Below are 24923 nucleotides of genomic sequence, written 5' to 3' on the forward strand. Positions count from 1 at the left end.
GGCGTGACTCAATTCTCCCATGCAACTTCCGACGAATGACGATGCGCATCCCGTGGCCCAGCGCTTCCGGGATTTCATCCAGCATGTGCCGTTCCCCTGCGTGGGCGCCAAGTCCGCGCTCTCCCGCGGTCAAATGAAGGTGATCGTCGCCCGCGACATCACATCCGGCTGGGACGATACCCGCATCTATCCGGCACTCCTGGCCTTCATCTGCCGGTACCGCGCGCAGCCGAGCCTGTTCCAGAGCTTCGTGGTCCTGTTCGAGGGCCCCCGCACCCTGTCGGAGGAGGCCTTCGAGTCGTCCTTGTGGGAGCGGGTCCAGTCGCTCTCCGACAAGGACCGGTGCCTCGGCCAGGCCTACGACCCCCGCGTCGCCTCGGATCCGGAGGATCCGCACTTCTCGCTGAGCCTCGGCGGCGAGGGCTTCTTCCTGGTCGGCCTGCATCCCGGCGCGAGCCGCCGCGCCCGGCGCTTCGAGACACCGGCCTTGGTGTTCAACCTGCACGATCAGTTCGAGCGACTGCGCACCGAGGGGCGCTACGAGCGGCTGCGCAGCTCCATCGTCGCCCGCGACGAGGCCTGGACCGGTTCGATCAATCCGATGCTGGCCCAGCACGGCCAGCTCTCGGCCGCCCGGCAATTCAGCGGTCGCGCGGTCCCCGAGGAATGGGCCTGCCCGTTCCGGCGCGGTGAGGCACCACCCGCCTGGGACGCGAGGCAGGTGGCCGAGGATCTCTCGTCCGGCGCCTTCGTGGCGCGCCGGATGGACAGCTGAGGACCGGCCGATGACGCGATCCGAACCGTTCCCCCAGGACGAGGCCGCCGTGCTGGCCCTCGCTCGGGCCGTCCGGGAAACCGGCTACGCCTTCACCACGGTGACCCCGGCGACCCACGCCCACGTCAACGCCCGCCCGCGGAACGCCGAGGCGCGGACCCTGCGCGACGTGTTCGGCTGGAGCCGGCCGTTCCGCGCCGAGGTGCTCCCCGAGCCGATCCTGCGCCTGATGCGGGCGGCCGGCGCCGTCATCGAGGATGGCCCGCTGCTGCGGCCCACGATCCGGTTCTCCAGTCTCGACGGTGAGATGCTGGCCCACTCGTCCTATCCGCCGAACGCCGCCGATGCGGTCTTCTTCGGTCCCGACACGATGCGGTTCGCGGCGGCCGTGATCGACCACCTCGAGAGCCGCACGAACCCGGTGCGCCGGGCCGTCGACATCGGCTGCGGCTCGGGCGCCGCCGGCATCTGCATCGCCAAGCGTGCGCCGGGGGCCGAGGTCGTGCTGGTCGACATCAACCCGGCGGCCATGCGGGCGGCGCGCGTCAACGCGCGGCTCGCCGGGACCGAGGGCGTCTCTGTCCGCCGCAGCGACATGCTGCGCGATGTCGAGGGTCGGTTCGACCTCATCGTGTCGAACCCGCCCTTCATGATCGACGCCGCCGCGCGCGCCTATCGTCATGGCGGCGGTCCGCTCGGCGCCGGCCTCTCCCTTGCCGTGGCGGAGCAGGCCATGGAGCGGTTGGCGCCGGGCGGCAGCCTCGTCCTGTTCACCGGCGCGGCGATCGTCGAAGGCGAGGATCCGTTCCGCGAGGCCGTGACCGCGCGTTGCACCCGCGCCGGCCTGGACTGGACTTACCGGGAGTTCGATCCGGACGAGTACGGCGAGGAACTCGCGGACCCCATCTACGACGCGGTGGAGCGCCTCGCCCTCGTCGTCGTCACGGTGACGCGACCATGAGCGACGAGTTTCTCCGGGACGCCCTCGCGGGCCTGACGGCCGAGCCGAAGTCGCTGCCGGGGAAATATCTCTGGGACGAGACCGGCTCCGATCTGTTCGACAGGATCTGCCACAGCGCCGACTACTATCCGACGATCCAGGAGACGGCCCTCCTGCCCCAGGCGGCCGCGGACGTGGCCCGCTTGGTCGCGCCCGGCGTCACCGTGGTCGAGTTCGGCAGCGGCGCGAGCCGCAAGATCCGCACCCTCCTCGACGCTCTGCCCGATCCGTCCGCCTACGTGGCCATCGACATCTCCGGCGAGTACCTGGAGGCCGCGATCCGGCGGCTCGCACCGGATTACCCGGGCATCGCCATGGTGCCGGTCTGCGCCGACTACTCGAAGCCGGTCCGGCTTCCGATCTCGGCCGGGCCCGGCGGGGTCCTGGGCTTCTATCCCGGCACCAGCATCGGCAATTTGGAGCCGCGGGAGGCGGGCTTGTTCCTGGAACGCGCCCGCCAGACCCTCGGGCCGAGCCTGTTCCTGGTCGGCGCGGACGGGACGAGCGACCCCGAGCGCCTGCAGCGCGCCTATGGCGCCGCCGACGGCCTGATGGCCGCGTTCCACGGCAACATGCTGACCCGGCTCAACCGGGAACTCGGCGCCGATTTCGACCGCGACAATTTCCGGCACGACATCCGCCTGTGCCACGATCCACTGCGCGTGGAGGCCCGTCTCGTGGCGACCCGGGCCGCCTCCTACCGGCTGGGCGACCGGACCATCACCCTCGCGGCCGCGGAAGGCATCCGGACCGACACGTCCCACAAGTACACCGCGGACGCGTTCCGGACGCTGGCGGCCGCGAGCGGCTGGACGCCGCGTGCCCTCTGGCAGGCCGAGGGCGGCAGCTTCAACCTGCACCTTCTCCAGGCCGAGGCCTGATCCGACCGTGCCGCGTGTGGGGAGTCACACGGCCTGGATCAGCGCGTGCTTGCCGTCATGGGCGCCCGCCGATTCGAGGCTCGGCGCCTCCGCGGCGCGCTGCTGATCCCGCCGGGGCGACGGATAAGTCGTCAGCGGACGCCAGGGCGTGGCCTGGGTCCCCAACCGGACGCTGGCCGGCCGCAGCGACATCCAGACCGCGACGGCCATCCAGGGAACGACGAAGAAGACGAAGGCGGCAAGCCCCACGGCGGCCCTCCACGGCACAGGTATCGGCCGGGAGAACGCCGGAGCGGCCGCGGGGGATCCGCCACGGCGGCATCCATGGTCCGGCGATGTGGCGCCGCACGCCCTCCCGCTGAGACGTGATCGCCCCGCGCAACCGGCATGGCCGTGGGTCCGCCGATGCCCTCCGCCGGGGCGATCGCTCCGACGGTGGGCCGTGTCCCGAGCGCCATGCAGTGCACGTCGAAAGCCGGCCCCATGCAGGCCAGCCTCGGATGCGCGTCAGATCCCCGACCGTCCGGTCGGGCAGCGCAGACCGAAGGCTTCGCGTCGCTCAGAGAGGAGCGCTCGCGCGAAGACCGATCCCCCGTGGTCGATCAATAGGGGACGCGATCCTGCTTCTGCGCATACTTCTTCCAGACCTCGACAGCTTCGGCCCGCATGATCTGCTCGGTCGGGATCGACCGGTCACCGACGTCCTTCTTGAGTTCCGCATAGATCATGCTGTCGTCGAAGCCGCCATATTCCAGGGCATCTTCGACCTGCGCGGCATAGTAGACCCGCTTGATGCCGGCCCAGTAGGCGGCCGCCATGCACATGGGACACGGTTCCGCACTGGTGTAGAGCGTCGCGTCGCGGAGCTTGAAGCTGCCCTGGGCCTTGCAGGCCTTGCGGATGGCCTCGATCTCCCCGTGCCACGTCGGATCGTTCTCGGCGACGACGCGGTTGGCACCCTCGGCGATGATGGCGCCATCCTGAACGATCACGCAGCCGAACACGCCCCCGGCGCTGTCGATCAGGGAGGTCTTCTCCGACAGCGCGATCGCGCGGGCCATGAATTCATCGTGCGTGTCAGACATCTGAACTCCCAATCGCAGCAGAACCGCTTGCCCGAGCATCCGCGGTGACAGAACCCGTACGACCGACACAGACGAACCGCGGACGCCCTTATTCGCGATACCGGGATGTCGGCGCGCCGCAACAAGCGGGAGCGTGCCACAGGCCCCGTGCATATCGAGTCGTGTCAGTCGGTATCGACGCATGCCAGCCGCGGCGGACATCGGTCCGCGCCACCGCCTGCCGCACCTATAAATATGGCGGCCAGATCCTCGTCAACGTCGAGCGGGGATCAGCAACGATGTATTCGTTGCTATATACTTATACGCGAAAATATTGGTCGAATAACATCGAACAATTGTCCATACGCCCCTCGAAAGGTATCTGCAAGAAATCCCCGCCGCAATCGAATCCTCGTGGGGGACCGGTTTCCGCGAGGCTGAGACGCAGGGACAAGAAAAATTCGCTGCGGCACCCGCTCGGTCGACGGCACCTCCCCATGGACGGATCGGGGCGCCCTCCCCCGGACCCATCAACGGTGGCGCGGGTCGGCCCCCTCAACGGAAGCCGCCCCGCACCGCCGCGGGCCTGACCTGCCGCCGAGGATGCGCCGCCCTTGAGGCGGAGGAGCGCCCGATACGACCGACCTTAGGCAGCCGATCATCCCGCCCGGCATGATCGCCGGCCACCCGATATCAGGCCGGCCCGCGGGCTCCCGCGATGCCGGCCCCCGGAGCGGTCAGGCACGCTCGGCCCGCAGGTCGCGCGGCGACAGGCCGAAACGCTTACGAAAGCCGCGGTTGAACGTCGGGACATCGGTGAAGCCGCACGCGTAAGCGATCGTGGCGATCTTCAGCTTGTCGTCCCGCGGTGTCTCCAGCCGCCGTCGCGCGAGATCCAGGCGCGCGTCACGGATCGCCGCCGCGATACCGTCGGAATCCGCGAAGGCCCGGTACAGGCTGGACCGGGATATGCCCAGCGCGACTGGTATATCGCTCGGGTTGAGAGCCGGATCGTGCATCCGGCGGGCGATATGCGCGTGGGCGAGGGACCGGACGGCCCCTTGCGATACCTTCGCGCCGGCCCGGTCCGCCGGGTCGCCCACGAGGCACCCGAGCAGGTGCAAGGCCCCGTCCACCGCCGCCTGGGCTTCCTCCTCCGTCATCCAGGCGACCGACCGGGCGATCGCCCGCAGGCGTGGGCCGAACTCGGCGCCCCCCGCCTGCGCCCCGATGCTGCGGCCCAGGAGCGCATCGGCGCGGCCGACCCGCGCCTCGAAGGTCTCCCGCGGCACGACGAGGCGGATCTCCTCGTAGTTGCTCTGTGTGCCGGCCACCAGGGGTTGTGCCCGCGACAGGAAGCTGACGTCGCCGGCATGGAGTTGCGCCCCCCGGCCGCGCTGCTCCTGATACCCGATGCCGTCGACCGCGAGGCCGATCACCACCATGTCCCGGGCGTTCCGGTCGATGTGGCGGGACCTGACCGTCACCCCGACCGGGCTGCTGATCGTATGGGTCAGCAGCCAGTGCGCCGAGGCGACGGTGAGGCGCCGGGCGGCGAACCGCTCGCGCGGGTGCGGGCGCGCGATCTCGCCGAAGCGGGCCAGGGCCGTGCATCGCCAATACTCGAAGGCGCGCTGGGGCTCGATGTGCTGCGTCGACTCGACGAGGCTCGGGACGATCGCCGGGCTGGACACGTATCGGGCTCCCGCCGCCGCCCGCTGACTCGGCCGGGCGCCTGCGCGACGTTATTGTCCGGATGTTGCGGGACCGACAACAGGAGAGGGTTCCGCCAGTGCCAATCGTGAACGGCCCATGTCTCGTGCCGTTCAGAGCTGCATCAATCCCACGAGGCTGTATCGCCCCTCCGCAACCCATGTCGTCTTTGGCGCGGCGCTCTTCCGCTGAAGTCACGGGCGGGCGTGGCGCGCGCAGATCTCTCTAGACGCGCACGCGACGATCGTATTTCAGGAATCGCCAGGACGTCATCATCTCCCTCGAACGGTCGGAACACCTCGACCTAGAGGCCGATCCTCAAGTGTTTTGAGCGACGGTTTCGCCGGAGAGCCCGCGCGGCCCGACGAGGAGCAGCGCCATGCTGGCCATGAGGACGGCCGTGATCACCGCGAACATGCCGTGGGGACCGTAGGCCGAAGGGGCGGGCAGCAGGACGAAGGGTGCCATCGCGGAGGCGATCCGCCCGCCCGCCCAGGCGCAGGTCAGGATCGACGCCCGACGCGACGTGGGCAGCAATTCCGTCGCGTAGACCGCCAGGAGGGCCCCATAGGTCGCCGCCGCCGTATTGAACGCGATCCCGACGAGAACCAGCGTGCGGAAGGTGTCGCTCGCGGCGAAGGCCGTGCCGAGGATCGCCATCGATCCGGCCAGGACGGTGAGGCAGGCGCGGCGTTCCAGCCGGTCGATCACCAGCGCGGTCAGGAGCGTCCCGAGGGGCGGCCCCAGCATCGACAGGGCCGCGAAGACCAAAGATTGATCGACCTTGAAGCCCTTCGCCAGCAGCACGACGGCGCTCAGCAGCGGGAAGCCCAGCGTCGCCCAGGGCGCGAGGGTGTAGAGGGTCACGAACAGCGCGGTCCGACGCATCACGGGCCGCTCCGTCCGGAGCGCGCCGGTCTCGGCCGGCACCGGCCGGGGCGGCTCCGGGAGCTCGCCTGCCGGAGCGGCGGCCGGCTTCGCCCGCGCGGCGGATTCGAAGCGTCGGCAGGCCCGGTCGGCCTCGGCAGCGCGCCCCGCCGCGGCGAGCCAGTGCGGTGATTCCGGCACGCGCGCGAACAGCGCGGCCGCGAGGGCGGCCAGCACCGCTCCGAGGATCAGCGCCCAGCGCCACGGCTCGATCCCGAGCGGCGCGGCCGGTGCGAGGGCCTGGATCAGCAGGATCACGGCCGAACCGCCCAGGAAGCCGATCCCGGCGCAGACCATCAGCATGGCACCGCGTCGTCGCGGCGGCATCACCTCGGCGAGATAGGTCGCGATCAGGGGCGGGAAGCCGCCGATCGCGAAGCCCGACACCGCCCGCGCGATCGTGAGCGACGTGAGACCCGGGCTCATCGCGGCGGCGACCGAACCGATCGCCATCAGCCCAAGGGACATCTGCAGGGCGCGCCTGCGCCCCAGGCGATCGCCCAGCAGGCCGAACACCGGCGCACCGACAGCCCCGCCGGCGAAGACGGAGGCCAGCAGCAGGGACAGGCTCCCCCGCGGCAGGCTGTGGGGCGGGGCGAGAAAGATGGCCGCGAGGGCGTTGCTCAGGGCGACCTCGGCGATATCGGTGAACAGGCCGAGCGTGCTGAGGGCGAGGATCGCCACGTGGAGCCGGTTGATCGGCAGCGGATCGAGTCGCCGCGTGATCGCCGCGACGGACCCGTCCCGGCCGACATCCAGTCCGCCGGGGGCGGTTGGATCGCCTATCTGTGCCCTGACCACGTACGTCGTCTCCCCCGAGCCGCGGGTGCGCCTCCGGCGCGCCGAGGATGGCCGCGTCCCGTCCGTGCTCCTTACCGCAAAGCGCTGTCCTTGGCGGCCGGATGATCGCCGCGGCGCCCGATGGCGTTCGGCCGGGCGTTCCGGAGAGCGCCCGGGCTGCGTGATGGCCGGGCCCCCGGCGGAACCGGGACCCTCCGAGCCGGCGTGGGCTCGCCGGTGCGTGCACCGATCTCACGCACGGATCGCGACGCTGCGCGCCGGCCGGCGGCGCGGGACGCGTCGACCCGACCGCGCACGGATATCGCGCGACGTCCCGCGACCCCGGATGCGTCCACGCTCAGTTGAGCAGCGGATTGGCCCGCAGCCGCGACACGGCCAGATCCACGAACGTCCTCACCTTGGCCGGCGCCTGCCGCCCCTGCGGATAGACCACGTGGATCGGGAGCGGCGGCTCTTCGCGGTCGGCGAGCACGACCTGCAGGCGGCCTTCGCGGAGGGCGGCGCCGATCTGGTAATGCAGCACGCGCGTCAGGCCCCAGCCGGCGAGCGCCGCGGCGATGCCGGCCGCGTTCGTGTTGCTCTGCAGGGTGGGATGGATGGTCACGCGCTCGTCGCGCGCGAAGCGCCATTCCGGCGACGCCCAGGCCCCGGTCGAGAGGGCGATGCGGTGATCCTTGAGGTCCGCCGGCGTCTCCGGGATCCCGTGCCGCTCGAAGTAGGCGGGCGAGCCGCAGATGACGCGGCGCACGGCGCCGACACGAGCGGCCGTCAATCCGGAATCCGACAGGTGGCCGATGCGGATGGCGACGTCGATGCCCTCCTCGACGATGTTGACCGGGCGGTCGACGAACAGCGTCCGCGCCACCATGGTCGGGTAGGTGTCCAGGTAGTCGGTCACCAGGGGCAGCACGTGCATCTGGCCGAACAGGAGCGGCGCGGTGACGGCGAGCGTCCCGGACGGGGTCGCGTAGGATCCCGCGGCCGCGGCCTCCGCCTCGACGATGTCGGCCAGGATGCGTCGACAATCCTCGTAGTAGCGCCCGCCCACCTCCGTGAGCTTCACCGAGCGGGTGGTGCGGACGAACAGCCGGGCGCCGATGGCCGCCTCCAGCGCCGCCACGGCGCGCGTCACCGCCGGGGGGCTCAGGTGCAGGAGCCGCGCCGTCTCGGCGAAACTCGCCGTCTCCGCGACCTTCGCGAAGACGCGCATGGCCTGCCAGCGGTCCATAACCTCGCCCCTCCGTCGCCGTGACGCTGACAGCCGCTCACCGGATCGCACCGTGCCACGGTCGCCGGGCGGTCCGTCGCAGGCGCGGACAATACCGCCCGGCATCGCCCGCGGCCACGTCCGGCCCGGTTGCGCGGCGAGGCCTCGCCACGGGGGATTCGGGTGATCTGACCCGCCCCCTCATCCGACGGGCCGCAGGCCGCGACGGTCAGAGCGCCAGATGGACGGGACCGCTTCCCTCGGCCGGCACGGCGGAGCAGATCAGGACCTCGTCCGCCGCCGCCGGCGCCGTGGGCTCACGCCCGTAGGTGACCGCGCCGGCCAGGAGCTTGGTCCTGCACGACCCGCAGCTGCCGCTCCGGCAGCTGAACGCCGGGCTCAGGCCACGGGCCTCGGCGAGTTCCAGGAGCGTACCGGCCTCGGGCGTCCAGCGCGCCTCCTTGGAGGCGTTCAGGAAGGCGACTGCAACCGGCCCTGCCGCGGCGGGCGGCCGCTGCGGCACCGCGGCGCCGGCCGGTGCGCTCCGCATCAGCGCGGCCGGACCGAACGCCTCGGCGTGGATCCGGTCATCCGCGATATTGAGGCCGCGCAGACCGTCGTAGAGTGCCTGCGTGAACGCCGGCGGCCCGCAGAGATAGAAGTCGTAGTCGCCGAACGGCAGGACGCGCGCGAGCAGCCCGGTATCGATCCGGCCGGCGGCGTCGTAGTCGATGCCGGCCACGGCGTCTCCCGGATCGCTCAGCACGCGCACGATCCGGACCGCGCCGCCCGCCGCGGCGGCGAGGCCGGCCAACTCTTCGGCGAAGGGCCGGTCCTCCCGGGATCGGGCGGCCTGGATCAGGATGGTCGGCCGGATGGCCCGGGTGCGCAGGCCCTCGTAGACCACGTGGCGCAGCATCGCGAGGAGCGGCGTGATGCCGACGCCGCCGGCAAGCAGCACGGCCGGCCGCGCGACGTGCGCGTCGAGGGTGAAGCCGCCGGCGGGCGCCCGCGCCTCGACCACGTCGCCCACCCGGAGGGTGTCGTGCAGGTGGCCCGACACGGCGCCATCGCGCTTCACGCTGATCCGGTACGCCGCGTCCGAGGGCGCGACAGAGAGCGTGTAGGTCCGGACGAGGGGCTTGTCGGACCCCGGCAGGGTGATGCGGATCGGCAGGTGCTGCCCGGCCCGATGCGGGACGAGCCCGAACCCGTCCGCCGGCAGAAGGTGAAAGGAGCGGATCGCGCGGCTCTCGTCCACGATCCTGCTCACCCGGAACGGGCGCCAGCGCGTCGCGAGGTCGGCGGCCCGGAGCCGGTCGGCCGCCTCTCGCCAATCGCCGGTCATCAGGGCGTTGGGCGACCAGCCGTCCGGCCGGAAGGTCCAGCGCAGCGGCAGCGCGGCCCGCCGCCGCACGACGCGGCGCGGCCTGAAGGTCCAGAGCCGCTCGGCGCCCTGGAAGGCGCCAATCTCGGGGGAGGACAGGACGACCTCGGCGTCGCCGGTCATCTGCAGGAGATCGCCGGTCTCGAAATCGGCGAAGACGAGGCCGGCCTTGCCGTTGAGGAGGATGTTGCCGAGCGTCGCGAAGAAGAGGTTGCCGGCGAAGTCGGGGATGGTGAGCGTGCCGTCCGCGGCGACCCGCACGAAGCCGGCCTTGCCGCCGCGGTGCGAGACGTCGACCTGGCGGCGCCCGTCGCCCTCGGCGAAGGAGGCGACGAAGAAGGTGTCGGCGGCCTCGATCACGGCGCGGGCCGTCGCGTCGGGCACGGCGCTCTCTTCGACGGAGCCCGCGAAGGGCTGGTCCGGATCCCGGACCAGGGCGACGTCGCGCAGCTGGATGTACTGGGGGCAGTTGCCGAAGCTCTGGTCGACCGCGACCCGCAGGACGCCGCCCGACGCGGCGCGGACGAGGCCGTTGACGCGGTTGCGCCGACGGGTGTGCAGTTCGATCCCGAGGAGCCCGATGGCGTTTCCGGCGCGCAGGCCCGCGCTCGCCGGGTCGCTCGGATCGGGCCGCACCGCGAGGTCGAGGGCCGTCGGCGTCGGCGACGCGATGAAGCCGGGATGTCCGGCCACCAGCGTCGCCCAGGCATCGCCCTGCGGGTCGATGCTGCCCGCCACGATGAAGGGGATCTGGCCGAAGAAGGCGCGGTGCTGCTCGGGCATGAAGTCCCGCACCACCCGCCGGCCCACCGCCTCCATCCGGTCGGCGACGCCGACCTGCTGCTGGATGGCCTTCTCGCCCGGGTGCCAGGGCGACGCCTGGGAATCCGGGAGCCTCGCCATCGTCGGACCGTCGCTCATGCTGCTCTCCCATCCGGTTCGATCGGGCACGCCTCCCGGCGCGTCCGGACAAGCGGGGTCAGGCGGCGGCCGTGAGGCCGGCCGGCGTCCGGGCGAAGGGAAGGAAGCCCGGCAGGTCCTCGATCCGTCGGAGGAAGGCGGCGACGCCGGGGTAGCCCGACAGGTCGACATTGCCCTCTGGCGCGCGCGCCAGGTAGCTGTAGAGCGCGACGTCCGCGATGGTGGGGCGTGCGCCGACCAGCCAATCCCGCCCGACGAGATAGGCCTCGAGGCGGCTGAGCAGGGTGTGCGCCCGGCCGATCACCTCCTCGGGCCGGAAGCTGGCACCGAACACCGTGATGAGGCGCGCGGCGGCCGGGCCGTAGGCGAGCTCCCCGGCGGCGACGGACAGCCACCGCTGCACGGCGGCTTCGCCAGCGGCATCCTGCGGCAGCCAGTCGGTCCGCCCGAGCTTGCGGGCGACGTAGACCAGGATGGCGTTCGCATCCGGGACGACCGTGCCGTCGTCGTCGAGCACCGGCACCTGTCCGAACGCGTTCAGGGCGAGGAACTCCGGCCTCTTGTGCGCGCCCGCCTTCAGATCGACCTCCACGGCCTCGTGGGGGACGCCAAGGAGCGAGAGGAACAGGCGGGCCCGGTGCGCGTGGCCCGAAAGGGGATGATGGTAGAGCTTCATGATCGCGTTCCCTCGATAGCGTGGTCGGGACCAGCCCCGAGCTGCAGGAGTAAGGTGACGCCCCCTCGCGATTGGGAGAATGCCTGCTCTGAACAGTTCATTATTGACTGGAACGGAATAATTCGCCGGTGGCGGCCGGTCCGGGGGGGTCGGTTCGTCCGGTCGCCAAGATCGCGTCCGGAGGGACCCCGTTCTTGCAGAGCTGCCCTGCGCTCCAGGATCTGGTATGCCAGAGCTTGGCGACTTACGGTCGCGCTTACTCCCAAGCACTCCCTCAGCCCGCCCGGCTCGCCGCGGCGGGTTTTTTCTATGCTGCCGGCAGTGAAGCACCCGCGCCCGGCGCGATCCAGGGCGGCCCCTGTCGCACGACGCGACGGAGATGCGCCTCGATGCGCGGCGGAACGGCCCGGGGGTCCTGGCAACCGGGCGCGGGGACACGGCCGTGGCGGGCCTTCCTGCGCGCGGCGGCCGGGGCGCTGCCGGGCGTTCACGAACCCGTGGATTAAGGTCGATGCTCCAACGTCTACCCCTTCGATGTGCCGAGCGTCGGACGATTCTCGGCATCGCCAGCTCCGTGCGCGGATGCTGTCCCCAGTCAGAGGCGCAACGCTTACCGCCGTGCGTTTAGGAGTCGATCTGTGCGTTCATTCGTGATCGGTGCTGTTTTCGCCGCTCTCCTGCCCCTGTCGGCTCAGGCCCAGGAAGCCGGGGATGCGGCCGCAGGCGAGAAGGCCTTCGCCCCCTGCAAGGCCTGCCACAACTTCCAGAAGAACGGCGTCGGCCCGGACCTGAAGGGTGTCGTCGGCCGCAAGGCCGGCACCTATGAGGGCTACAGCTACTCCGCCGCGCTCAAGAATTCCGGGATCACCTGGGACGAGGCCAATCTCCACGAATGGCTGAAGAACCCGAAGGCGAAGGTACCGGGCAACAAGATGATCTTCCAGGGCTACACCGACGACAAGAAGATCAACGATGTCATCGCCTACCTGAAGACGCAGTCGTAACGCTAACCCCCGCCCGATCGACCGCCGGCCTCCATCCTCCGACGAGGCCGGCCCACGCGATCTTCGGCCCGCCCGGCCCGACCGCGGCGGGCCGTTTCGTGCGCGCCCGCAACCCGGCCCCCGCGAGGGTGCCGCACCGCCCTGAGCGGCATCGCGGGCCGGGTGGCGCCGTCGCGAACGGACGCCATCGGCGCGTTTGAGCGATCGGGCGGCGTGCCCCCGCCCCGTTCATGTGCGTGCGCCGGTCCGGCACCTCCTCCTGGGCAAGCTTGCGGCCCAACTCCAGCCGAAGCGCATCCGCGCGGGCCTTCAGATCCCGGTTTTGCAAACCGGCGATCGCCTGCTGGGCGGCCAGGCGATGCTCGCCGGGTGCTCCAGACGATTGACCGGGATGATCCCTGCCCCGTTGGCGGATGTACGGGTGTCCGGCCGCGACCGCGCACCGGACGCCCGGCCGTGTCGCGGATGGCGTCGCCGCCGAGGACCCGCCGCGTGAGGCCGTCGGCCGAGAGCGCCCGGTACGCGGCGACGAACGGGATAGCCTCGTCGATGCTGCGACGGATCAGGGCGTGCGCATGCTCCTGGTCGTGCGAGCGGAAGCCGTCGATGTAAGCCGACAGGGGAACACCCGCGGCAGCTTGATCCGCATCGACGTTGAACAGCAACGCGACGAAGGTCCGGCGCGCAGCCGATCCGATACGCTGTCCCAGTCCCGAGGCCCCGCTAGCGCCACCCCATCCAGCGCCCATTGCTACGCCGTCGCGGCGGTCTGACCGGGATGAGCTTGCGCTTCGGCACCCCGACACTCGCGGTTGTTGCAGGGGCTGAGGTTCGTCCGGAACCTCATCCACGCTTGCGTTGCGGCCTCCAGTGGCGGACCGCAATCCTCAACCGCAGCGCGCAGCCCTCCGCGGCTGGCGGGTGGTGGCGATGCGGCCAGGAGGCGCGTGGCGCCGCCGATCTCACTGCCGGCCGGAGGGACGTCCTCCGGGGCGGTCCTCCGTTGAAGGAACCCGCGGATCCACCGGGAGTGCGGGCCCATCGGGCTGCGCAGCACGCCGCAAGGCCGATCACTGCGCGACATCGGCTCGGCGAGCTGAAAGATCAGTTTCGGCGCAGAGAACCGAAATTGTCCACCACGAACAGGGTCGGCCGGTAATCCGCTCGCCTATGTAGCGGGGCCGGATTCGGCCAGGATGTTGCTTTCGCGACGACGGATTCCGGACAATCCGTACTCATCGTCGAAGCTTTATCAGGGTCGCAGCTTGACGGCCCGTCGCAAGTTGAAGAGACCGCTGCACAGAGTGCCCCGGGGAAGGGCACACCGCACGAGCGGAAGCTTGGAGAGGAAACGATGGTCTTCGCAGGTCGCGCGGTCGCCGCCGCGCTGTTGCTCTCGGTCGCGATGCTCCCGGCGCAGGCCGCGGATCCGATCAAGATCGGGCTGAGCGGTCCTTTTACCGGGGGCTCCTCGTCGATGGGCGTCTCGATGCGGGACGGCGCCAAGCTCGCCGCCGCCGAGATCAACAAGGCCGGCGGCGTGCTCGGCCGCCCGATCCAGCTCGTGGAGCGCGACGACGAGGCCAAGAACGAGGTCGGCGCGCAGGTCGCGCAGGAACTCATCAACAAGGAGAAGGTCGTCGCGAGCGTCGGCTTCATCAACACCGGCGTGGCGCTCGCCGCCCAGCGCTTCTACCAGGAAGCCGAGATCCCGGTGTTCAACAACGTCGCCACCGGGACGATCATCACCAACCAATTCAAGGAGCCGGATTACGACGCCAACTACGTCTTCCGGAATTCCGCCTACGACGTGCTCCAGGCCGGCCTGATGGTCGATGAGGCCCTCGCCCAGGGCCACAAGAAGATCGCGGTCCTGGCGGACTCGACCAATTACGGGCAGCTCGGGCGCGAGGATATCGAGAAGTATCTCGCCACGAAGAACGTGAAGCCCGTCGCGGTCGAGAAGTTCAACATCAAGGACGTCGACATGACGGCCCAGCTGCTCAAGGCGCAGCAGGCCGGCGCCGAGGTGATCCTCGCCTACGGGATCGGGCCGGAACTGGCCCAGATCACCAACGGCATGGCCAAGCTCGGCTGGAAGGTGCCGATGATCACCAGCTGGCCCTCCTCGATGCAGAGCTTCATCGATATCGCCGGCGCGAACGGCAACGGCGTGATCATGCCGCAGACCTTCATCGAGGATCAGACCCTGCCGAAGCGCAAGGCGTTCCTGGAGAACTACTACAAGACCTACGGCGTCACGAAGATCCCGACCCCCGTGGCCGGTGCCCAGGGCTACGACTCGATCTACCTCCTCGCCGCGGCGATCAAGCAGGCCGGCGGCACCGACGGCGTGAAGATCCGCACCGCCCTCGAGAACCTGAACGAGAAGGTCGAGGGCGTGGTCACGACCTACGACAAGCCCTTCACCGCCAAGGACCACAACGCGATCTCGCGCAACATGGTCGTCTTCGGGAAGGTGCAGGACGGCAAGATCGTCTACGCCAAGGACGAGGACGCCAAGAACGCGGGCGTCGTCCGCGTCAAGGAGAAGTCCTCGAACTGAGGTCCCGCACGGCCGCGCGAGCCTCCCTCAGCGCGGCCGCCAGCAGACTGCCCGACGATCCCGCGGCCCCGGCCGCGGGATCGGCCGTCCCTCCGGTGACAGTAGACCCATGGCCATCCTGCTTCAGCTCATCGCCTCAGGCGTCGCGGTCGGCATGATCTACGCCGCCATCGCCTTCGGCTATCAGCTCACCTTCGCCACCTCGAAGACACTGAATTTCGGCCAGGGCGAGGCGCTGGCCCTCGGGGCCCTGTTCGGCCTGACCCTGGTGCCGTTCATCGGCTACTGGCTGATGATCCCGCTGGTCCTCGTCTTCGGCTTCGCCCTCGGGGCCGTGGTCGAACGCCTCGGCGTGCGCCCGGCCGTGAAGATCAAGTCCGAGTACGGGTGGATCATGGCGACCATCGCGCTCGGCATCATCTTCAAGAACGTCGCCGAGAACATCTGGGGCCGCGACGACCTGAAATTCCCCTCGCCGCTGCCCGAGACCGCCCTCCAGGTCGGCGGTGTGCGCATCCTGCCGATGGAGCTGCTGATCGTCGCGGGCGCGCTGCTGATGATGCTCGCCGTCGAGATCTTCAATCGCAAGTCGATCTGGGGGAAGGCCGTCGTCGCCACCTCCAACGACATCGACGCCGCCGGCCTGATGGGCATCAACACCCAGAAGGTGATCACCCTGTCGTACTCGATCAGCGCCATGACGGCGGCCTTCGCGGGCGTGCTGGTGGCGCCCGTCACCCTGACCGGCGCCACGATGGGCTCCGTGCTGGCGCTGAAGGCCTTCGCGGTGGCGATCATCGGCGGCCTGGAATCCGGCCTCGGCGTCATCGTCGGCGGCCTGATCCTCGGCGTCGCGGAGACGCTGACCGGCTTCTACATCTCGACCGGCTACAAGGATGTGCCGGGCCTGATCCTGCTCCTCGTCGTCCTCTCCATCCGCCCCGTCGGCCTGTTCGGCAAGGCGGTCATCAAGAAGGTCTGAGCTTGACCTCCCGCGCATCCTTCACGGCAGCCTGAGCCATGGCGCAGACCCTCGCCCCCGCCGAAGCGCCCGCCCCGGCCGCCGCTCCGAGCCTGTCACGCCACGTGGGCCTCCTCGGCGCCGTGCTGCTGGTCGTCGGCTTGGCCGTCTTCCCGCACGTGGTCACGAGCTCGTACTACGTCCACCTGATGGTGGTGATCGCGATCTACGCGATCCTGATCCTCGGGCTCGACATCGTGGTCGGCTATACCGGGCAGGTGAGCCTCGGCCATGCCGGCCTGTTCGGCGTCGGCGCCTACGCGGCGGCGGTGCTGTTCCTGCACTTCAAGCTCGGCCTGTGGTGGGGCATCCTGGCGGGGATCGGCGTGACCTCGGCCTTCGGCGTGCTGCTCGCCGTGCCGGCCCTGCGGGTCACCGGCCCCTATCTCGCCATGGTGACGCTGGCCTTCGGCACCATCGTTCAGATCTTCATCAACGAGCTGACGCCGCTGACCAACGGCCCCCTCGGCATCACCCTGCCGCCGGCCCGCGTCCTGGATTTCTCGCTCATCGGCATGCAGGCGCCCTGGGGCGCGGCCGGGCGCAAGCTGGAATTCTACTACCTCGTCTGCCTCGCGCTGCTGGCGACGATCCTGGTCGTCAACCGCGTGGTGCGCTCGCCCTACGGCCGGGCCTTCGAGGCGCTGCGCGACTCGCCGATCGCCTGCGACTGCATGGGCGTCAGCGTCTACCGCTACAAGGTCTACGCCTTCGTGATCTCGGCGGCGCTGGCGGGCCTCGCGGGCGCGCTGTTCGCGTGGTCGGAGCGCTACGTGGCGCCGAACTCCTACGGGTTCGAACTCACGGTGCTGTTCCTGCTCGCCGTCACGATGGGCGGGCGCAAGTCGCGGGCGGGGCCGATCATCGGCTCTGCGATCATCGTGATGATGCCGAACGTGCTGGCCGACATCGCGCTGGTGCGGATCATGGCGGGGATCATCGCCCTCGCCGCCCTGGTCGTGGGCAGCCTAGCGTTCCTGCGCCGCCAGGAGAACCGGTTCGCCCTGCTGGTGCCGGTCGGGCTCTGCCTCGCCTTCTTCCCCGCGACCCTGCTGCTCGAATCCGTCACCGACTTCCGCCTGACGGTGTTCGGCCTGATGATCCTGTTCGTGGTGTACTACCTGCCGGACGGGATCGTGGGCTTCGTCCGCGAGAAGATCCCGGCCCTGCGCCCCGCCCACACCGCCGAGGGCAAGAGCCTCCACGCCGAGGGCGCGGCGCTCAGCGCTCAGAGCGGCGGCGCGGGCGCGGACCCGCTGCTCACGGTCGATCAGGCCCTGATGCAGTTCGGCGGCCTCAAGGCCCTGGCCGGCGTCGACCTCACGGTGCGGCCGGGCACGATCCACGGGCTGATCGGACCGAACGGCTCCGGCAAGAGCACGATGATGAACGTGCTCACCGGCATCTACCGGCCGACCAGCGGCAGCGTGACCCTGGCCCGCGGCCAGGGCTCGAAGCGCCTCGACGGGCGCACGCCCTCCGAGATCGCCGCCGCCGGCGTCGCCCGCACCTTCCAGAACGTGCAGCTGTTCCGCGAGATGACGGCGCTCGAGAACGTGCTGGTCGGGCTGCACCACAGCTTCCGCGGCACCCTGTTCGACGCGATCCTGGGCACGCCGCGCCGGCGCCGGGAGGAGCGCGAGCAGCGCGCCCGCGCCATGGCGATCCTCGACTTCGTGGGCCTCGGCGCCCTCGCGCAGGTGGAGGCCCGCAACCTGCCCTACGGCAAGCAGCGGCTCCTCGAGATCGGGCGCGCGCTCGCCCTCGACCCGGTTCTGCTCCTCCTCGACGAGCCCGCCGCGGGCCTCACCGCGCCCGACATCGCCGAGTTGACGACGATCATCCGCAAGATCCGGGATGCCGGAATCACGGTGATCCTGATCGAGCACCACATGGACGTGGTGATGGGCCTGTGCGACCGCGTCAGCGTCCTCGATTTCGGCCACAAGATCGCGGAGGGCAGCGCCCGCGAGGTGCAGGCCGACCCGAAGGTGGTCGAGGCCTATCTCGGCAGCCCGGTCGCCGACGAGGAGACGGCCCATGCTTGAGGTCACGGGTCTGTCGGCCGGCTACGGCCAGGTCGAGGTGCTGCATGGTCTCGATTTCACGGTCCCGAAGGGACAGGTGGTGGCGCTGATCGGCTCGAACGGCGCCGGCAAGACCACCACGATGCGCGCCCTGTCCGGCATGATCCGCCCGCGCGCCGGCTCGATCCGCCTGAACGGGCGCGAGATCGGCGGCCTCGACAGCCACGACGTCGCCCGGTTCGGCCTCGCGCATTCCCCGGAGGGCCGGCGCGTGTTTCCGACGCTCTCGGTCGAGGACAACCTGACCCTCGGTGCCTTCCCCCGGCTGACGGGATCCCGGCCGAAGGGCGATGTCGCGGCCGACCGCGCGCGGGCCTTCGAGCTGTTCCCGCGGTTGAAGGAGCGGCGCACGCAGCTCGCCGGCACGCTCTCGGGCGGCGAGCAGCAGATGCTGGCCATGGGCCGGGCCCTGATGCTGCGGCCCGAGATCCTCCTCCTCGACGAGCCCTCGATGGGGCTCGCCCCCAAGCTGGTGGAGGAGGTCTTCCGGATCATCCGGCTGCTCAAGGCCGAGCAGGTGACGATGCTGCTCGTCGAGCAGTTCGCCATGGCGGCGCTCGGCGTCGCCGACCACGCCTACGTGCTGGAGAACGGCCGGATCCGCTTTCAGGGCCCGGCCCAGCAGATGCGCAACGATCCGGCCGTGCGGGCCGCGTATCTCGGCGGCAGCCACTAGGGCGCCGACGGCCCGGTTGTCCGGCCGAACCCTGGATGCCGGGCGCACCGTGTCCAGCGCGGTCGCACCCGGTGCGCCTTGAGGCGCGTTCTGGAGCACGGCTCGGACGCGCCGGCCGCAGCGCCCTGCCGGTACAGCAGGATCGTCGCGCGCGTGCAGCGCGCGCCGGCCAGCGGCCCCGCCGCCCGATCGGATGCCGGGCGGACGGGGCTCTGAGCGCCGTTCCTCAAGCCCGGAACGCGGCGCGGCCGAGGCGCAGGTGCCTGAGAGCCACCTCTGGCCTCGGCGGCGATCCCGAAGCGGGAGCGCTCAGGCGCCCGTCAGGCGCCCTTGAGGTTTGCCGCGCTCTCCTTGCCGCTCCGCCGATCGTTCTCGACGTCGTAGGAGATCTTCTGCCCCTCGATGAGGTTGCGCATACCCGCGCGCTCGACCGCCGAGATGTGGACGAAGACGTCCTTGCCGCCGTCATCCGGCTGGATGAAGCCGTAACCCTTGGTCTCGTTGAACCACTTCACAGTCCCTGTCGCCATCGCGAAGCCCTGATCATCACCGGCGCAGACGTGGCGCGCCGCAGGCTCGAACCGGCCATCAGGGCCAAGTGTTCCATCGCCCGTGTTTCATCGCGCTGCGAGGCATCGAACGGAGAGGCAACTTAAGTTTGCTGACAGCCGGTCCCGGGAGCGGTACAACCGGGCCGTCCAGCTCAAGCTCCCGTGATGGTTCCCGTCTCCCATACCAGCGTCCGGCCAGATACCTCCGATCCGGCCCGGCTGGATGAGCTGGACGCGCTCGACATCCTGGACACGGTGCCGGAGGAGAGCTTCGATGACGCGGCCCAGATCGCCCGGCTGGTCTGCCAGACGCCTGTCGCGCTGATCAGCCTCGTGGCTGCCGACCGGCAGTGGTTCAAGGCGCGGGTGGGATTCCAGGCCAGCGAGACCGACCTGAGTCGATCCGTCTGCGTCTACGCGCTCCACGAGCCGGACCTGCTGATCATCCCGGATCTCGCCGCCGATCCGCGGACCCGCAGCAATCCCCTGGTGACGGGCGAGCCGCACATCCGCTTCTACGCCGGAGCGCCCCTCCGGACCGAGCGCGGGCGCGCGCTCGGCAGCCTCTGCGTCATCGACCATCAGCCCCGACCGGACGGTCTGAGCGACGAGCAGCAGGATGCCCTGCGGCGCCTGTCCCGGCAGATCATGATCCTGCTGCGTGAGCGCCGGCAGATGGCGAAAATGCAGGTCGCCGAGGTGCTGGCGAAGGCCGCCGCGACGCGTCGCATGGCCCTGATCGAGCTGGGCGACCATCTGCGCGACCTCTCCACGATCCCCGAGATGACCGCCAAGGCAGCCGAGATCGTCGGGCGAACGTTGAATGCCAGTCGCGCGGGGTACGGCGAAGTCGACGGCGCCTGTCAGATCATCACGATCCCGCGGGACTGGACTGCGCCTGACGGGACCAGCGTCGTCGGGCGCCACCACTTCTCGACTTACGGCACGTTCGGGCCCGCCCTGGAGCGTGGCGAGACCCTGGCCATCCCCGACGTGACCGCCGATTCGCGCACCGCCGGGCATGCGGAACGGTTCGTCGCCCTGAACATCCGCGCCCAGGTCAACGTGCCGGTACGCGAAGCCGGCCGGACGGTCGGCGTCCTGTTCGTGCACAGCCCGCAGGTACGCACCTGGGCACCGGAGGAGATCGCCTTCGCCCGCAACGTCGCGGATCGGGTGCAGGTCGGCATCGGCCGCCTGCGCGCGGAGGAGCAGCAGGTACTGCTCAACCGCGAGTTGTCGCACCGCATGAAGAACAATCTGGCGATGGTGCAGGCCATCGCCGCTCAGACCATCCGCACCGCGCCGGACCTGACCTCCGCCGGGACGGCTCTGTCGGCGCGGCTGATCGCGATGGGCCGGGCACACGACATCCTGCTCAGCGGCACCAGCGAGCACACCAACCTCGAGGCGGTGGTCCGGGCCGCCCTGGCGATCCACGACGACGCCCAGCTCGGTCGTCTGCGCCTGAGGGGGCCGCTGGTCCGCGTCGGGTCCAAAGCCGCCCTCTCGCTAGCGCTGGTCCTCCACGAGCTGGCGACGAACGCGAGCAAGTACGGAGCGCTCTCCACATCGGAGGGCCACGTGTCCGTCGACTGGGTGATCGAGGCCAAGGGCGCAGAACCGTCAGTCCAAATCCGCTGGATCGAGCAGGGCGGCCCGCGCGTCGTGCCGCCGAAGCAGCGCGGGTTCGGCAGCCGCCTGATCGAACGGGGGCTGTCCGGGATCATCAGTGCGTCCGTGCGGCTGGCCTACCCCCCCGAGGGTGCGATCTGTGAGCTGACGGCCAATCTCGCGGATTTCCAGTCCGATGAGTGACGGATCCCCCGACTGACCGGACCGGTCGGTCGGGGTCACGCGCGCGGGCGACGCGCTCGCTCCGGGTCACCGCGGGGTCTGTGGCCCCGGCCACGAGGAGGACGACGGCTCGAGGCCGCCCGGCTTCGCGGGATCGCCCCGACCCGGGGTCGCACCGATGCTGCGCGGCGCGCGCGGACGGTGGATTCACCACCGAAGGAAGCGATCGAAGGCCGGCAGGGCCGCAATGGTGAGCGCGACGGCGCCGACCGCTGCCGTGAGCATGATACCGCAAGACAGGGACACAATCGCAAAACTCCCAGCCAGTTCAGGATTCAACAGGCCGAGAACGAGATCTGTGCTGTGCGGCAGAATGACCATCGCACCGAGGCAGCGGGTTGCTCCTCGCCATTCACGGTCCTCGCGGTCCGCCGCCCTCTACGTGGCGTGCGCGGTGCGTCGCTCCTTCGCGGTCCCCTCTCGCCGGCCTGGGTGCCGCCGCCCGTTCCGGACGTCGCTCGGCGGGCCGGAGACCGGCCGCGGCGTATTGGGATCCCGACGGCCGGCGTCACGGCGTCCTGCGCTCCGCGCGTCCCATCGGGGGCGACGAGAACGGCCTTATCGGCTGGCGATCACGGGTGGAACAGATGCGCGGGGCTACCGTTGAAGCCTCAAGTTGCGTTTTAGCAAGTCGACACAACCCGGGGGGTTGCCGATGGCGCCATCGCTTCGATCTGTTCTGGCGGCCTCCGAGTATGTCGGCTTCTGGGAGACGGATCTCGCGACTCAGACGATCGAATTGACGGGCGCCCTCCCCGATCTGCTCGGCGTCGACGCGAAAAAGGCTGCGACGGGCGTGCCGATCTCCGCGTTCCTGGACGGCATCCATCCCGAGGATCGCGAGCGTGTGGCCGATCTCATCCAGGAGGCACACCGCACGGCAGGCCGCTTCGAGGCCGACTTCCAGACCAATGGCGGCGTCGGTGGCACCCGCAGCGTCGCCGCGCGCGGGCGGATCGAGGCGGACGCTCACGGCCGCGGCCAGCGCTGCAGGGGCGTGGTCCTGGACCTCACCGAGACCCAGTGGGACGACGCCACCGAGGCGGCCCGGCGGATGCGCGCGATCGACCGCGTGGTGGATGCGCTGATCGCGGTCCGGCCGCTGGTGACCGAAGTCGGCTCGCCGGTGCTGCGCCTGCTGATCGACGCGACGCTGCTGGAATTCGGCAGGCTATTGGCTGCGCAGGACGCGCAGCCCGATCGCGAACGCCACTGAGCAACGCCTTCAGGAAGCACGTTGACGCGTCGCCAGCGCGCGGACGAAATCCACGCAGGCGCGCCGATCCTTCGCGTCCGCGATGCGCGCGAACGCGGCCAGGAGTTCCAGCGTCTCTCGAACGTCGTGTCGTTCACCCACGGCCGCATCCGAGAAGACCGCCACGTCGGTTGCGAGCGCGTCGGCGATGCGTTGCAGGGTCTGACGGCTGCTGTCTCGATAGTTCATCACCGGCGCGCTCCCGACCCGGGCACCGGTCGTCGGCACGCGACCGCTGGAGGGGGCGAAACGAACTTCAGACCTGACCGAGTCATGTCGACGGACACCGCCCGGTATCCGGTGCTCGCAACCTGGGCGGGCACTTCGACTGGTTAATGCGCCATACGGGTGATCGGTTGCCCCGCGACTTGTATACCCGGCGTGCGGTCGTGCGACGTGCTTGCCAGGACCGCGCCGAATGATCTTCGTCACCGACGCGCGGAGCGCCCTGGCCTATGTCGGCCCGGAATGGGCGGACCTCACCGGGCAGCCCTTGAGCGAGGCTGTGGGATCGGGCTGGTTGGCGTGCCTCCACGCCGCCGATCGCGAGATCATCCGGACCTTCCTGCAGGGTGCGGTCCGCGAGCACGCGGAGTTCCACGGCCGCTACCGGGTGCGGACTCCGGATGGCGGGCATGTCTGGGTCGCGGCCGGTGCGGTGCCGTCATTCGGGCCGCCCGAACGGACGTTTCTGGGCTATCTCGGTTCGGTCACGCGGATCGGTCCGAGCGCACGGAGGCTTTGGCCGCCGATGGGACGATCGGACGATATGTACCACCGCCGCGGGACGGCGGAGCGCCGCCTCAGTCGGTCCTCGAACTCGCGGCCGATCACCTGCTCATGGCCCACGGCCTGATCGAGGCGGACGATGCGCATGGGATCCCGCCGCCACTGCGGCAGGCTCTGACCCGGATGGGTGCCACGATCGCCCGGGCGAAGGGGACGGGAGAAGGCTGGCTCCACTGACGCGGCGCAGCCCGAGGCGGCAAAGCCGGGTCCCGTAACCCGCCGCGCCGCTACCGGGCGGGCGCCGCCAGGGTGACGGTCCAGGGTTCGTCGAACCGGTGCTCCTCCAGGTTCACCCCCGCGCCGCCGCGATCGACGACGGCGAAGTCCTGGGCCTGCCCGAACGGCGTGAGCACGCCGTGCCACGTTCCCGGAGCGTAGCACACGCCCTGCCAGGGCTGCGTGACGAAGGCCTGCGGGCGGCCCGGCCGGCCGGCCTCGTCGGGGCAGATCACCACGAGGAACGGAGCCGCGCTGAGGGGCAGGAACGCTTGGCTGCCGAGGGGATGACGCTCCACGAGGCGGACCACGAGAGGCAGGACGTAGGGCTGGGCCTCGACGAGGCCGACGACGACCTGGGCATCGTCCCCGCTCACCCGCACCGTCGCGAGGTCATGGAAGCGCCGGGCCATGCCGGCATTCATCGGACGCGGCGCCGTGGCGGCCTTGTCGATCACCGTGCCGAAGGGTGCAAAGGCCTCTGCGGTGAGAGGCTGCGCCGTGACGCTGCGCCCGGTCATCGCGACGCCCGGGGACGCAGGGCCGCGTGCCGGTTGACGTCCTTGTAGAGCAGGTAGCGGAACGGGCCGGGGCCGCCCGCGTAGCAGGCCTGCGGGCAGAAGGCGCGCAGCCACATGTAGTCCCCGGCCTCGACCTCGACCCAGTCGCGGTTGAGGCGGTAGACGGCCTTGCCCTCCAGCACGAACAGGCCGTGCTCCATCACGTGCGTCTCCTCGAACGGGATCGACGCGCCCGGACGCAGCGTGACGATGTTGACGTGCATGTCGTGGCGCACGTCGTCGGAGCCGACGAACCGGGTGGTGGCCCAGGCCCCGTCCGTACCCGGCATGGCGGCGGGCGCGATGTCGGATTCGTGGGCCAGGAAGGAATCGGGGGCGTCGAGGCCCGGCAGGCGCTCGTAGGCCTTGCGGACCCAGTGGAAGCGCGCCGGCGCGTCGCCATCGTTGCGCAGGCTCCAGGCCGCCCCGGGCGACAGGTAGGCGTAGCTCCCCGGGCGCAGGGCATGCGCCTGCCCGCCGAGGACGAGCCGCAGGCGGCCCGCGACCACGAAGAGCACCCCTTCGGCCTCGGGATCCGGCTCGGGCTGCTCGCTGCCGCCCCCGGGGGCGACCTCCATCAGGTACTGCGCGAAGGTCTCGGAGAAGCCGGAGAGGGGGCGGGACAGCATCCAGGCCCGGGTGTCCGCCCAGAACGGCAGGACGCTGGTGACGATGTCGGTCATCACGCCCTTCGGGATGACGGCGTAGCTCTCGGTGAACACCGCCCGGCCGGTCATCAGCGCCGTCTGGGGGGGCAGGCCGCCGCACGGCGGGTTGTAGGGCGGGTTGTCGGGCGAATGCGTCATCGCTCTCTCACGGGCTCCAGGGCTGCAGGTGCCGCACGTGGCTCCGGGGGGAAGCGGATGCCTGCACCCCCAAGATTCAACCGCCCGCAGGGACGGCGCGATCCGAAGCGGGATCGGGTGCGCCGACAATCCGCAGCCGCGGTCTAGACGTCAAATACCTTTTGTGTTCTCATTGATACCAAA

At 70.4% G+C, this 24923-nt stretch carries 23 protein-coding genes; 12 read left to right on the forward strand and 11 right to left on the reverse strand.

Features of this window, described 5'->3' with window-relative positions:
- The first annotated feature begins 19 nt into the window (after positions 1 to 19).
- The 3 genes from gntA to egtD are packed head-to-tail and all read left to right on the forward strand — an operon-like array spanning position 20 to position 2656.
- Positions 20 to 775: a guanitoxin biosynthesis heme-dependent pre-guanitoxin N-hydroxylase GntA gene (gntA, locus tag MFF58_RS21060; protein ID WP_238290896.1), complete on the forward strand. Its 756-nt coding sequence runs from the start codon at positions 20 to 22 to the stop codon at positions 773 to 775.
- Between the two features lie 10 nt (positions 776 to 785).
- The gene (locus MFF58_RS21065) at positions 786 to 1736 is read left to right on the forward strand and encodes a methyltransferase (protein ID WP_238290897.1); all 951 of its coding nucleotides are present in this window, start codon (positions 786 to 788) and stop codon (positions 1734 to 1736) included.
- Complete coding sequence (egtD, locus tag MFF58_RS21070; protein ID WP_238290898.1) at positions 1733 to 2656, forward strand: L-histidine N(alpha)-methyltransferase; 924 nt, start codon at positions 1733 to 1735, stop codon at positions 2654 to 2656. Before MFF58_RS21065 ends, egtD begins: the two co-directional genes overlap by 4 nt.
- Before the next feature lie 24 nt (positions 2657 to 2680).
- On the opposite strand, the gene MFF58_RS21075 is transcribed toward egtD, so the two are convergent.
- The 7 genes from MFF58_RS21075 to MFF58_RS21105 all read right to left on the reverse strand — a co-directional run bounded on the left by MFF58_RS21075 (position 2681) and on the right by MFF58_RS21105 (position 11352).
- The gene (locus MFF58_RS21075; protein WP_238290899.1) at positions 2681 to 2905 is read right to left on the reverse strand and encodes a hypothetical protein; all 225 of its coding nucleotides are present in this window, start codon (positions 2903 to 2905) and stop codon (positions 2681 to 2683) included.
- 353 nt (positions 2906 to 3258) lie between these two features.
- A complete protein-coding gene (locus MFF58_RS21080) occupies positions 3259 to 3741 on the reverse strand; it encodes a nucleoside deaminase (protein ID WP_238290900.1) in 483 nt (160 codons plus the stop codon).
- A 716-nt stretch (positions 3742 to 4457) separates the two neighbouring features.
- Positions 4458 to 5414, reverse strand: a complete 957-nt coding sequence (locus MFF58_RS21085) for a helix-turn-helix domain-containing protein (protein WP_238290902.1) — start codon at positions 5412 to 5414, stop codon at positions 4458 to 4460.
- 337 nt (positions 5415 to 5751) lie between these two features.
- Positions 5752 to 7161, reverse strand: coding sequence for an MFS transporter (locus MFF58_RS21090; RefSeq protein ID WP_238290904.1), 1410 nt, complete (start codon positions 7159 to 7161; stop codon positions 5752 to 5754).
- 337 nt (positions 7162 to 7498) lie between these two features.
- A complete protein-coding gene (locus MFF58_RS21095) occupies positions 7499 to 8389 on the reverse strand; it encodes a LysR family transcriptional regulator (protein WP_238290906.1) in 891 nt (296 codons plus the stop codon).
- A 208-nt stretch (positions 8390 to 8597) separates the two neighbouring features.
- Positions 8598 to 10676: a 2Fe-2S iron-sulfur cluster-binding protein gene (locus tag MFF58_RS21100; protein WP_238290908.1), complete on the reverse strand. Its 2079-nt coding sequence runs from the start codon at positions 10674 to 10676 to the stop codon at positions 8598 to 8600.
- Between the two features lie 58 nt (positions 10677 to 10734).
- The gene (locus tag MFF58_RS21105; protein WP_238290910.1) at positions 10735 to 11352 is read right to left on the reverse strand and encodes a glutathione S-transferase family protein; all 618 of its coding nucleotides are present in this window, start codon (positions 11350 to 11352) and stop codon (positions 10735 to 10737) included.
- A 638-nt stretch (positions 11353 to 11990) separates the two neighbouring features.
- Between MFF58_RS21105 and MFF58_RS21110 the strand changes: the two genes are divergently transcribed.
- The 5 genes from MFF58_RS21110 to MFF58_RS21130 all read left to right on the forward strand — a co-directional run bounded on the left by MFF58_RS21110 (position 11991) and on the right by MFF58_RS21130 (position 18706).
- Positions 11991 to 12356 carry a c-type cytochrome gene (locus tag MFF58_RS21110; RefSeq protein ID WP_238290912.1) on the forward strand — a complete coding sequence of 122 codons (366 nt, stop codon included), beginning with the start codon at positions 11991 to 11993 and terminating at the stop codon, positions 12354 to 12356.
- Positions 12357 to 13710: 1354 nt separating this feature from the next.
- Complete coding sequence (locus MFF58_RS21115; RefSeq protein ID WP_238290914.1) at positions 13711 to 14922, forward strand: ABC transporter substrate-binding protein; 1212 nt, start codon at positions 13711 to 13713, stop codon at positions 14920 to 14922.
- A 109-nt stretch (positions 14923 to 15031) separates the two neighbouring features.
- The gene (locus MFF58_RS21120) at positions 15032 to 15904 is read left to right on the forward strand and encodes a branched-chain amino acid ABC transporter permease (protein WP_238290915.1); all 873 of its coding nucleotides are present in this window, start codon (positions 15032 to 15034) and stop codon (positions 15902 to 15904) included.
- A 38-nt stretch (positions 15905 to 15942) separates the two neighbouring features.
- Positions 15943 to 17991 (forward strand): branched-chain amino acid ABC transporter ATP-binding protein/permease, encoded by a 2049-nt coding sequence (locus MFF58_RS21125; RefSeq protein ID WP_238290917.1) that lies wholly within the window; start codon positions 15943 to 15945, stop codon positions 17989 to 17991.
- On the forward strand, positions 17984 to 18706 hold the full coding sequence (locus MFF58_RS21130; RefSeq protein ID WP_238290918.1) for an ABC transporter ATP-binding protein: 723 nt from the start codon (positions 17984 to 17986) through the stop codon (positions 18704 to 18706). Before MFF58_RS21125 ends, MFF58_RS21130 begins: the two co-directional genes overlap by 8 nt.
- A 320-nt stretch (positions 18707 to 19026) precedes the next feature.
- Here MFF58_RS21130 and MFF58_RS21135 read toward each other — a convergent pair whose 3' ends face one another.
- Positions 19027 to 19236: a cold-shock protein gene (locus MFF58_RS21135; RefSeq protein WP_238290921.1), complete on the reverse strand. Its 210-nt coding sequence runs from the start codon at positions 19234 to 19236 to the stop codon at positions 19027 to 19029.
- Positions 19237 to 19422: 186 nt separating this feature from the next.
- On the opposite strand from MFF58_RS21135, the gene MFF58_RS21140 reads away from it, so the two are divergent.
- Together MFF58_RS21140 and MFF58_RS21145 are read left to right on the forward strand one after the other, a co-directional pair.
- Positions 19423 to 21075: a sensor histidine kinase gene (locus MFF58_RS21140; protein ID WP_238290922.1), complete on the forward strand. Its 1653-nt coding sequence runs from the start codon at positions 19423 to 19425 to the stop codon at positions 21073 to 21075.
- A 778-nt stretch (positions 21076 to 21853) separates the two neighbouring features.
- Positions 21854 to 22330, forward strand: a complete 477-nt coding sequence (locus MFF58_RS21145; RefSeq protein WP_238290923.1) for a PAS domain-containing protein — start codon at positions 21854 to 21856, stop codon at positions 22328 to 22330.
- 9 nt (positions 22331 to 22339) lie between these two features.
- Here the strand turns inward: MFF58_RS21145 and MFF58_RS21150 are convergent, their stop codons facing one another.
- Complete coding sequence (locus MFF58_RS21150) at positions 22340 to 22558, reverse strand: hypothetical protein (protein WP_238290924.1); 219 nt, start codon at positions 22556 to 22558, stop codon at positions 22340 to 22342.
- A 229-nt stretch (positions 22559 to 22787) separates the two neighbouring features.
- Between MFF58_RS21150 and MFF58_RS21155 the strand changes: the two genes are divergently transcribed.
- On the forward strand, positions 22788 to 23225 hold the full coding sequence (locus MFF58_RS21155) for a PAS domain-containing protein (protein WP_238290925.1): 438 nt from the start codon (positions 22788 to 22790) through the stop codon (positions 23223 to 23225).
- A complete protein-coding gene (locus MFF58_RS32325; protein WP_279603371.1) occupies positions 23210 to 23335 on the forward strand; it encodes a hypothetical protein in 126 nt (41 codons plus the stop codon). Before MFF58_RS21155 ends, MFF58_RS32325 begins: the two co-directional genes overlap by 16 nt.
- A 50-nt stretch (positions 23336 to 23385) precedes the next feature.
- On the opposite strand, the gene MFF58_RS21160 is transcribed toward MFF58_RS32325, so the two are convergent.
- Together MFF58_RS21160 and MFF58_RS21165 are read right to left on the reverse strand one after the other, a co-directional pair.
- Positions 23386 to 23895 carry an ureidoglycolate lyase gene (locus MFF58_RS21160; protein WP_238290926.1) on the reverse strand — a complete coding sequence of 170 codons (510 nt, stop codon included), beginning with the start codon at positions 23893 to 23895 and terminating at the stop codon, positions 23386 to 23388.
- Positions 23892 to 24740 (reverse strand): bifunctional allantoicase/(S)-ureidoglycine aminohydrolase, encoded by an 849-nt coding sequence (locus MFF58_RS21165; RefSeq protein ID WP_238290927.1) that lies wholly within the window; start codon positions 24738 to 24740, stop codon positions 23892 to 23894. Before MFF58_RS21165 ends, MFF58_RS21160 begins: the two co-directional genes overlap by 4 nt.
- Positions 24741 to 24923 lie beyond the last annotated feature (183 nt).

The sequence above is a fragment of the Methylobacterium longum genome (assembly GCF_022179385.1).
GTDB classification, from domain to species: Bacteria; Pseudomonadota; Alphaproteobacteria; order Rhizobiales; family Beijerinckiaceae; genus Methylobacterium; species Methylobacterium longum.